The 8,271-nt window shown below is 73.2% G+C and carries 7 protein-coding genes, 1 tRNA gene and 2 pseudogenes; 4 read left to right on the top strand and 6 right to left on the bottom strand.

Going from position 1 to position 8,271, the window contains the following annotated elements; all coding sequences use genetic code 11:
• Positions 1-900: 900 nt before the first annotated feature.
• Positions 901-1,305, bottom strand: a complete 405-nt coding sequence (locus ACFVGY_RS26660; protein WP_385681519.1) for a hypothetical protein — start codon at positions 1,303-1,305, stop codon at positions 901-903.
• Positions 1,306-1,626: 321 nt separating this feature from the next.
• Here ACFVGY_RS26660 and ACFVGY_RS26655 point away from each other — a divergent pair.
• The 3 genes and pseudogenes from ACFVGY_RS26655 to ACFVGY_RS26645 all read left to right on the top strand — a co-directional run.
• Positions 1,627-1,851, top strand: a pseudogene (locus ACFVGY_RS26655) (hypothetical protein); the annotation flags it as partial.
• Positions 1,848-3,371, top strand: a pseudogene (locus tag ACFVGY_RS26650) (hypothetical protein); the annotation flags it as partial. The pseudogenes ACFVGY_RS26655 and ACFVGY_RS26650, both read left to right, overlap by 4 nt.
• A gap of 272 nt (positions 3,372-3,643) precedes the next feature.
• On the top strand, positions 3,644-4,018 hold the full coding sequence (locus tag ACFVGY_RS26645) for a tyrosine-type recombinase/integrase (protein ID WP_385681517.1): 375 nt from the start codon (positions 3,644-3,646) through the stop codon (positions 4,016-4,018).
• Between the two features lie 98 nt (positions 4,019-4,116).
• Here ACFVGY_RS26645 and ACFVGY_RS26640 read toward each other — a convergent pair.
• A tRNA-Pro gene (locus ACFVGY_RS26640) sits at positions 4,117-4,190 on the bottom strand.
• Positions 4,191-4,307: 117 nt separating this feature from the next.
• On the opposite strand from ACFVGY_RS26640, the gene ACFVGY_RS26635 reads away from it, so the two are divergent.
• Entirely contained in the window at positions 4,308-4,817 is a 510-nt protein-coding gene (locus ACFVGY_RS26635; RefSeq protein WP_385681515.1) for a DUF309 domain-containing protein, read from the top strand.
• 53 nt (positions 4,818-4,870) lie between these two features.
• Here the strand turns inward: ACFVGY_RS26635 and ACFVGY_RS26630 are convergent, their stop codons facing one another.
• Genes ACFVGY_RS26630 through ACFVGY_RS26615 form a run of 4 tightly spaced genes read right to left on the bottom strand, consistent with a single transcriptional unit; the run spans position 4,871 to position 8,269 of the window.
• Positions 4,871-5,269: a VOC family protein gene (locus ACFVGY_RS26630; RefSeq protein ID WP_385681513.1), complete on the bottom strand. Its 399-nt coding sequence runs from the start codon at positions 5,267-5,269 to the stop codon at positions 4,871-4,873.
• Positions 5,270-5,274: 5 nt separating this feature from the next.
• Entirely contained in the window at positions 5,275-5,961 is a 687-nt protein-coding gene (locus ACFVGY_RS26625; protein ID WP_385681511.1) for a lactate utilization protein C, read from the bottom strand.
• A complete protein-coding gene (locus tag ACFVGY_RS26620) occupies positions 5,958-7,517 on the bottom strand; it encodes a lactate utilization protein B (RefSeq protein ID WP_385681509.1) in 1,560 nt (519 codons plus the stop codon). Before ACFVGY_RS26620 ends, ACFVGY_RS26625 begins: the two co-directional genes overlap by 4 nt.
• Positions 7,514-8,269 carry a (Fe-S)-binding protein gene (locus tag ACFVGY_RS26615; protein ID WP_385681507.1) on the bottom strand — a complete coding sequence of 252 codons (756 nt, stop codon included), beginning with the start codon at positions 8,267-8,269 and terminating at the stop codon, positions 7,514-7,516. The genes ACFVGY_RS26620 and ACFVGY_RS26615 overlap by 4 nt, the downstream gene beginning before the upstream one ends.
• Positions 8,270-8,271 lie beyond the last annotated feature (2 nt).

Here is an 8,271-nt window from a genome sequence, read left to right as displayed (position 1 = left end):
GGCCGCACCGCAGCGCTTCGGCGGCGACGCCGTGCCTGCCCCGGCACCTGCTCCGGCTCCGACGCGGCCGGGTGCGCCGAGCGCGCGTCCCACGCAGTCGGGTGCGCCGAGCGCGCGTCCGACCCAGTTCGGCGCGGGTTCCCAGGGTGCGCAGAGCCAACAGGACGGCAACCAGCAGGCCGCACCGCAGCGCTTCGGCGGCGACGCCGTGCCTGCCCCGGCACCTGCTCCGGCTCCGACGCGGCCGGGTGCGCCGAGCGCGCGTCCCACGCCCTCCGCTCAGAGCACCCCTGCCCCGGCTCGGGCCCAGACCCCCATCCGGCCGCCAGCACGGCCGGAGCAGGCCGAGGCGCAGACGAACAGTGACCGGCTGCTGCCCGTGAACAACGCCCGCCGCGACGGCTCCTCGACTCCGAGGCAGCCAGGGGCCGGTGCTCCGGCTGCGCCTGGTGCGCGGACTCCGGGTCGGACGCAGGCAGCGGGTCAGCCGGGTTCGATCCAGGCGCCGACGCCGCGCCCGACGCCTGCCCCGCCGGGGCGTGCTCCGCGGCCGCCGGCTCCTGCACCGGCTCCTTCGCCGGGGCGGGCTCCGGTTCCACGTCCGCGCCGGACTGCCGATCCGGCCCCCCGGAGCGTGGAGACCCCGGAGCCGCAGCCGCGGCCGGCCGTTGGCCCCCGCCGAGGCCGGGGCGAGGAGGACTGATCCTCCGATCGAGGGCGAGCGTGGAGGCCTGGCGCACCCGGTGAGAACGATCAACCTCACCGGGTGCGTCGTCCATACCCGGCGCCGCAGCTTCAGGAGGAGGCGCCAGAGGCTTGACCAGCCGAGGACGGACAGAACCCCGTGGACGCGATGCCCACGGGGTTCAGTGCTGCTCGCCGGCCGGCGGGATGTCGACGCTACTTGGCACACTTGGTCTTGAAGCCGTCCAACAGTGCCTTGCCGGCATCGGAGTTGTCACGCACGTACGCGCTACCGCTGATGCTGATCGAGGTGTTGCTGGTCGAGATTGGCTCGCTGCCGGTCCGCTTGTTGCGGGTGTCGTCTCCGGCGACCGTCCATATGATCTGGGACTGATCCTTGTTGAACTCGCCGGTGCTGGTCACGCCCGGCTTCTCGTAGACACCCTCGCAGCCGTACTCATGATGCGAGACGCTGTTGCCCTTGACGACCAGCTGGCCGAGTTTGGACGTGCCGTTGACGTCCTTGATGTAGTAGGTACCGTCGAGCTTGCCGGCGCTGTCGCTGCTTCCGCCGCAGGCGGTGAGTATGAGTGAGCCCGCGGCCAGGGCCGCGACGGACACGGCAATCCTGGCCCGCGTCCTACGTGCAGTCCTGGTGATCCTCATGGCGTTTCCCTTCGTTCGTCATGGCAGTCGATTCGAGACGGACAGGCCAGTCAAAATAACCTATGGATAGGGGACTTTGGCGGACCGGGACCGTTTGTCAGGTCCTTCTCGGAGGTTGTCGAGCCGATGCCCGGTCAGCGCCAGTGCGGCCTGGGCCTGATTGGGCGCGTGTTCGCCCTCCTGGATGCGCCACTGCGGACGCTGAACCGGCGGGGCGTCTGCCGACCACGAGTACCTGTTCCCGGCCATTGGCGGCGGGCTGCCGGCCAACACGAACTCAGCTACCAGAAGACCGAGGCCGTCCTCGGCACCAAAGCCGCGCTCGCGAACCTGGTCGGCATCGCTCCTCTGGAGGATCGCGACGCCGTCGCCGCCGCCGTCATCAAGGCTGTCGGCGTCAAGGAGGTCGCTCCCCTCACCCTCGGCAAGCAGCTGTCCGCCTCGGCCGTCCGGCAGCCCCCGGGCGTCACCGGCTCCGCGCACCGGGGCCGCTCGCGATGAGCGCCCACCACCACGTCCAGGCCCCCGCCATCACGCCGGACGACGACGCCGACCTCGCGCGATGGGACGACGACGGCGCCCCGCCCGCGCAACCCCGTTCCTCCCCGGACGCGCGGCTGCGCGTGGGAGCCGAACTCGGCGATCGGCTGGTCGCCCTCTCCGGCCGCCAGGACCTCCTCGTCACCTGCCGCCCCGGCACGCGCAGCGGCGCACCGGCCGCGTTCTTCCCCACTTTGGGCGAGGTCGAGTTCGACGCCGGCCTGTTCGCCCCGCTCCAGCCCCACGAGATCCATCCGCGGATCGTGGGCGACGAGGAGCGGTATCCCGCCGCCTGGGGAGTGTTCGTCCACGAGGCCGCGCACGCGGCCCACTCCGTCTGGACGGCGCCAGCCGGAGCGAACCCCCGTGTCGTCGAGGCCGCGCTCCTGCTGGAGGAGAGCCGTGTCGAAGGCGCACACCTGATCACGCGGCCCACGGACCGCACGTACCTGCGCACCAGTGCCCGAACCCTGGTCATGCCCGACCTCGCCCACCCCACCCTCCAGGGCATCGAGCACGCCGCCGCCGTGGCGGCCCTGGTCCTCGGCCGCCGTGACGTCGGCATCCTGGACGCCGGCGAGACCCGGGCCGTCGCCGATCTGTGCGAAACGGCGCTGGGCGCAGGCCTGCTGGCCATAGTCACCCGCATCTGGACTGCAGCCCACCAGTGCGCCGACCACGACGCCACGACCATGCTCGCGCACGCTCAAGAATGGTGCGACGCTCTGGACACCGCGGCCCCTGCCCTGCCCGTGCCGGAGAACCTCACCGATCTGCTGTCCGGCGCCGTGGGGGTCGTCATGGACAGCACGGCAGCCACCGACGCCGCCGACCTCGCGGCACAGGCCGCAGCGACCAACGCCAAGGCCGCGCAGTCCACAGCGCAGGCTCAGGACCGCGCCCAGCGGGCCAGCCAGCGACGCAAAGCCGCCGCCACCGCCAAGTCGGTCTTCAACGCCCGTGGCACCACCGTCGCCCCCGACGGCACACCGGCGCCCTACGGCAACCCGGTCACCGGTACCCGCAGGCCCACCGCCGCCGAGCAGAGTGCCGCCGCACGGCTGAGCCGCGCCCTGCGTGCCGCCGCCTACCGCGAGCGGACCGAGGAGCGGACCACCAGCCCCACCCCGCCCGGCCGCCTCAATATGCGCGCGGCCCTCGCCCGGGACGCTCAACGCGCGGCCGGGTCGGTCCCCACCGCGGAACCGTTCACCCACACCCGCCGCCGGAACTCCCCCACCCCACCGCTGCGCGTGGGTATCGCCGTCGACGCCTCCGGCTCCATGCGTGCCGCCTGCGCGCCCGTCGCGTCCGCTGCCTGGGTCGTGGCACGCGCAGCAGCCCTGACCGACCCCGACTCCCGTACCGCCACCATCGCCTATGACAGGCACCTGACCGCATTGACCCGACCCAGCGCTCGCCACGATGCCGTTGGCCGACTACGGCACCACGAACATGGACCTCGCTCTCCGGGGGCTGGAACTCAAGACGCTCGACCCCTATCTAGCCGGTTGGCGGCTCCGCGTTGTCCCTTCCCTTGGCCATCTTCCGGTCCGGCTGATCACCAACGGCGCCATGGACCGGACGGTCTACCGGTGGATCGCTGACGAACACAGCCGCTCCACCGTCAAGAACACCATCGCGGTCCTCGTGCGCGTGATGGAGCAAGCCGTTCGAGACGGGCTCATCAAGGTCAACCCTGCGAGGGTCAGCGGTTGGCAGCGCCAATACCAACTGGTCGAGGACGAACTGAATGACCCTCGTGCGTTGGCCCTGCCCGACTGGGAAACCCTCCAGGCCCTCGCGAAGGCCTTGGTGGCCCGGTCGCACGGCGAATACCGCGGTCCTGCGCGACGCCACGCACTGGGACGACGTCGTCACCGAGCTCGGCTTCGAGCACCTCCGGCGGCACGACCTCCGCCACACCGGACTGACATGGTTCGCCGACGCCGGCGTCCCACTGCACGTGCTACGCAAGATCGCCGGACACGGCTCACTGACCACCACCCAGCGCTACCTGCACCCCGACGCTGACCAGATCACAGCAGCTGGTGCCGCACTCTCTGCGCACCTCATGATGCTCCGCGCACCTCGTTCACTGCCACTCACGGCAATGGCCGCCGTCTGACCCGTTCAGACCGGCTTGGTCCCCAGTTGGTCCCCAAAAACGATCTTGAGGCCGTATCGGATGCTTCCGATACGGCCTCTGACCTGCGTATTCGCAAGTCGGGACGACAGGATTTGAACCTGCGACCCCTTGACCCCCAGTCAAGTGCGCTACCAAGCTGCGCCACGTCCCGTTGTGCTCCGGAGGGCTTCCCACTTGGGGTTTTGCCGTCCCGGCGGCACATGCAGAACATTACCCCACGTTGAGGGGTGTGTATGCACGGGTATCCGTCGCGGGGCAGGATGGCCGCATGGACGGACGGGACCGAGACGCTGCCGGGCGGGCGCGGAGTGCGCGGCCGCGGGACGGGCTGGGGCGGCCGCTGCCCCACGGGGAGCCCGGCGTGCCGCGCCAGCCCGAGGGGGTGGTGCGGACGCCGGCCGAGACGGTCGGGGAGGCGCAGCGGCTGCTGGACGCCGGGATGCCGTTCCACGCGCACGAGGTGTTCGAGGACGCCTGGAAGTCCGGGCCCGGGCCGGAGGCGCCGCTGTGGCGCGGGCTCGCGCAGCTGGCGGTCGGCCTGACCCATGCCGCCCGCGGGAACACCGTGGGCGGGGCGCGGCTGCTGCGGCGCGGGGCCGACGCCCTGGATCCCGCCCCGGTGCCGGATGTGTACGGGATCGACGTGCCGGGGCTGGTGGTGTGGGCGCGGGACCTGGCACGGCGGGTCGAGACCGGCGGGCCGCCGGTCGACGCCGCGGCCGAGGCCCCGCGGCTCGTCCCCGGCGCCCCCGGCGCCCCCGCCGCCCCTCGGTCCTGAGCCGCCTCGGGGAAGCGGTCGCGGAGGCCTCTGCCCCGCTTCCCCGAGCCGGCTTACGCCTCGGGGGCCGGCTGGAGGAGGTCCCAGCGGTTGCCGTAGAGGTCCTCGAAGACCGCGACCGAGCCGTACGGTTCGTGGCGCGGCTCCTCCAGGAAGCGGACGCCCTCCTCGGTCATGCGGGCGTGGTCGCGGGCGAAGTCGTCGGTGTGGAGGAAGAAGCCGACGCGGCCGCCGGTCTGGTCGCCGACCCGGGCGTGCTGGGCGTCTTCCTTGGCCCGGGCCAGCAGCAGTGCGGACTCGGTGGCGCCCTGCGGGCGGACCACGACCCAGCGGGACCCGTCGGGACGCGGGGTGTCCTCGACGAGCGTGAAGCCGAGCGCGCGCGTGTAGAAGTCGATGGCCTCGTCGTAGTCGCGGACCAGGAGGGCGGTGAGGGCGATGTGTGCGGGCATGCGTCCTATTGTGCGGACGCGGTGAGCAGGACGGCCTCCAGGGTCCGGGGGCCGTGCACGCCCTCCACCCGGTCGAGTTCGATGTCGCTGGTGGCGGAGGGGCCGGAGATCCAGGTCAGCGGGCGGGCCGGGTCGAGGCGCTCCAGCGCTTCGGGGACGGAGTCCACCAGCTGATCGGGGACGCGGACCACGCAGATGTGGTGGTCGGGGACGAGGGTGATGCGCCGGCGGCCCTGGTCGGGGCTGCCGTCCAGGACGAGCGTCCCGGTCTCCGCGATGGCGAGGGCGCAGCCGGTGACCACGCTGTCGACGGCGTCCAGGTCGTACGGGGTGTCCCCGCCGAGGTCGGGAACGCGATGCTGCCGGGCTGCGCCGAGCCAGGGCGCGGGCAGCCCCGGCGGGACGAGGACGGTCCGCGCGCCGCGGTCGGCCAGGAGTGCCGCGAGGAGGGCCGGCAGGGCGGCTTCGTCCGTGCGGTGGACCCGGGCCCGGTACTCGGCGAGGTGGGCGGCCAGGAGGTCGGCGCTTTCGGCGCGGGTGCGGGCGGCGTGGACGCGCAGGTAGTCCCGCGGGATGTCCTCCCGGTCTCGGCTTGCCCCGTCCTCGGGCGGGAGGGTTCGGTCCGGGCGGGTCGGGGTGGGGGCCGCCACCGCCCGCCGGATGCGGCCCAGGATGACCTCCCTGCTGGTCATGTCCGCCCCCCTGGGTCGTGGCCGCCCCGGCCGTGGTCGCCCCGCTCGCCCCGGTCCTGCGAGGCACGGTCGCCGCGCTCGCGCGCCCACCAGTCGCGGAACGGCTCGGCCGGCGGCTGCGGCAGCTCGCGGCTGTCGGTCCAGGCCCGTCCCGGTCCCGGCAGCCGGCGCGGCCGGATGCGCCGGGCCCGGGCCAGCAGGCGTTCCCCGGCGCGCAGCGCGCCCGGGTGGTCCAGGAGGAGCCGGGCGGCGCGCATCGCGGCCCGCTCGGCGGTGTGGCCGTGGGCGGGCCGGATCCGTACGCGAATGCCCCCGCGGGTCACCGGGCCGCCCTGGACCACCCGTTCGCGCAGGTGGACGAGGATCTCCGGAATGTCGATGGCGACGGGGCACACCTCGTAGCAGGCTCCGCACAGGGTGGACGCGTAGGGCAGCGAGGCGTCGATCGCGCTGCCGGTGCCGCGCAGTTGGGGGCTGAGGACGGCGCCGATGGGGCCGGGGTAGACGGAGCCGTAGGCGTGGCCGCCGGCGCGTTCGTAGACGGGGCAGACGTTCAGGCAGGCGGAGCAGCGGATGCAGCGCAGTGCCTGGCGGCCGACTTCGTCGGCGAGGGCGTCGGTGCGGCCGTTGTCGAGGAGGACGAGGTGGAAGGCGGAGGGGCCGTCGCCTGCCGTGGTGCCCGTCCACATGGTGGTGTACGGGTTCATCCGCTCGGCGGTGGAGGAGCGCGGCAGCGTCTGGAGGAAGACCTCCAGGTCGCGGAAGGTGGGCACGACCTTCTCGATGCCCACCACCGAGATCAGGGTCTCGGGGAGGGTCAGGCACATGCGGCCGTTGCCCTCGGACTCGAGGACGACCAGGGTGCCGGTCTCGGCGACCATGAAGTTCGCGCCGGACACGGCGACCTTGGCGCGCAGGAACTTCTCGCGCAGGTGGCGGCGGGCGGCCTCGGCGAGTTCGCGCGGGTCGTCGCCGAGTCCGTCGGGGGCCGGGCGCCCCCAGCGGCCCATCTCCCGGGCGAAGACCTCCCGGATCTCGGCGCGGTTGCGGTGGATGGCGGGGACGAGGATGTGGGAGGGGCGGTCCCGGCCGAGCTGCACGATGAGCTCGGCGAGGTCGGTCTCGTAGGCGGCGATGCCGACGGCCTCCAGGGCCTCGTTGAGGCCGATCTCCTGGGTGGCCATCGATTTCACCTTGACCACCTCGCGTTCGCCGGTGGCCCGGACCAGGCCGATGACGATCCGGTTGGCCTCGGCCGCGTCGGCAGCCCAGTGGACGGTGCCGCCCGCGGCCGTGACGGACTCCTCCAGCTGTAGCAGGTAGCGGTCGAGGTGGCGCAGCGTGTGGTCCTTGATCGCCTTGCCGGCCGCGCGGAGCCGGTCCCAGTCGGCGAGTTCGGTGACGGCGCGGGCCCGCTTGTCGCGGATGGTGTGCGTGGCGTGGCGCAGGTTGGCGCGCAGGACCTCGTCCCGGACGGTCTCGCGCGCGGCGTCGGGGAAGGCGGGGAAGGTAGGGAAGGCGGGGAAGGCCGGCATGCCGATGAACGTGCCCGTCATACGAGGGGGTCCTCCTCCGTCGATGCGAGGATCTCGGCGAGGTGCAGGGTGCGCAGCGGGGTGCCGCGGCGGCGCAGGACGCCGTCGAGGTGGGCCAGGCAGGAGGTGTCGCCGCCGCACAGCACCTCGGCGCCCGTGCCGGCCGCGGCGGCGGTCTTGTCGGCGCCCATGGCGGCCGACACGTCGGGGTTCTTCACGGCGAAGGTGCCGCCGAAGCCGCAGCACTCCTCGGCGCCGGGCAGTTCGACGAGGTCCAGTCCCTTGACGGCGGCGAGCAGCCGGCGCGGCCGGTCTCCCAGCCCGAGCCCGCGCAGGCCGTGGCAGGAGGGGTGGTAGGTGACGGTGTGCGGGAAGTAGGCGCCTACGTCGGTCACCCCGAGGACGTCGACGAGGAACTCGGTGAGCTCGTAGACGCGGGGGGCGAGGTCCTCGGCGAGCCGGGCCGCCCGGGGGCCGCGGCCCTCCTGCTCCGCGAGGCGGCCGATGCGCGGGTAGTGGGTGCGGATCATCGCGGCGCAGGAGCCGGAGGGGGTGACGACGTAGCGGTGGCCGGCGAAGGCCTCGGCGGTGCGTCGCAGCAGCGGTTCGCTCTCGCGCCGGTAGCCGGTGTTGTACTGGGGCTGCCCGCAGCAGCTCTGGGCCGCGGGGAAGTCCACCTCGACGCCGAGCCGCTCCAGCAGGCGTACGACGGCGGTCCCGGTGCGGGGGTACAGCGCGTCGTTGACGCAGGTGACGAACAGGGCGGCACGCATGG

Source organism: Streptomyces sp. NPDC127106 (assembly GCF_042677605.1).
Lineage (GTDB): Bacteria > Actinomycetota > Actinomycetes > Streptomycetales > Streptomycetaceae > Streptomyces.
This window is presented reverse-complemented; position numbering and strand designations above follow the sequence as displayed.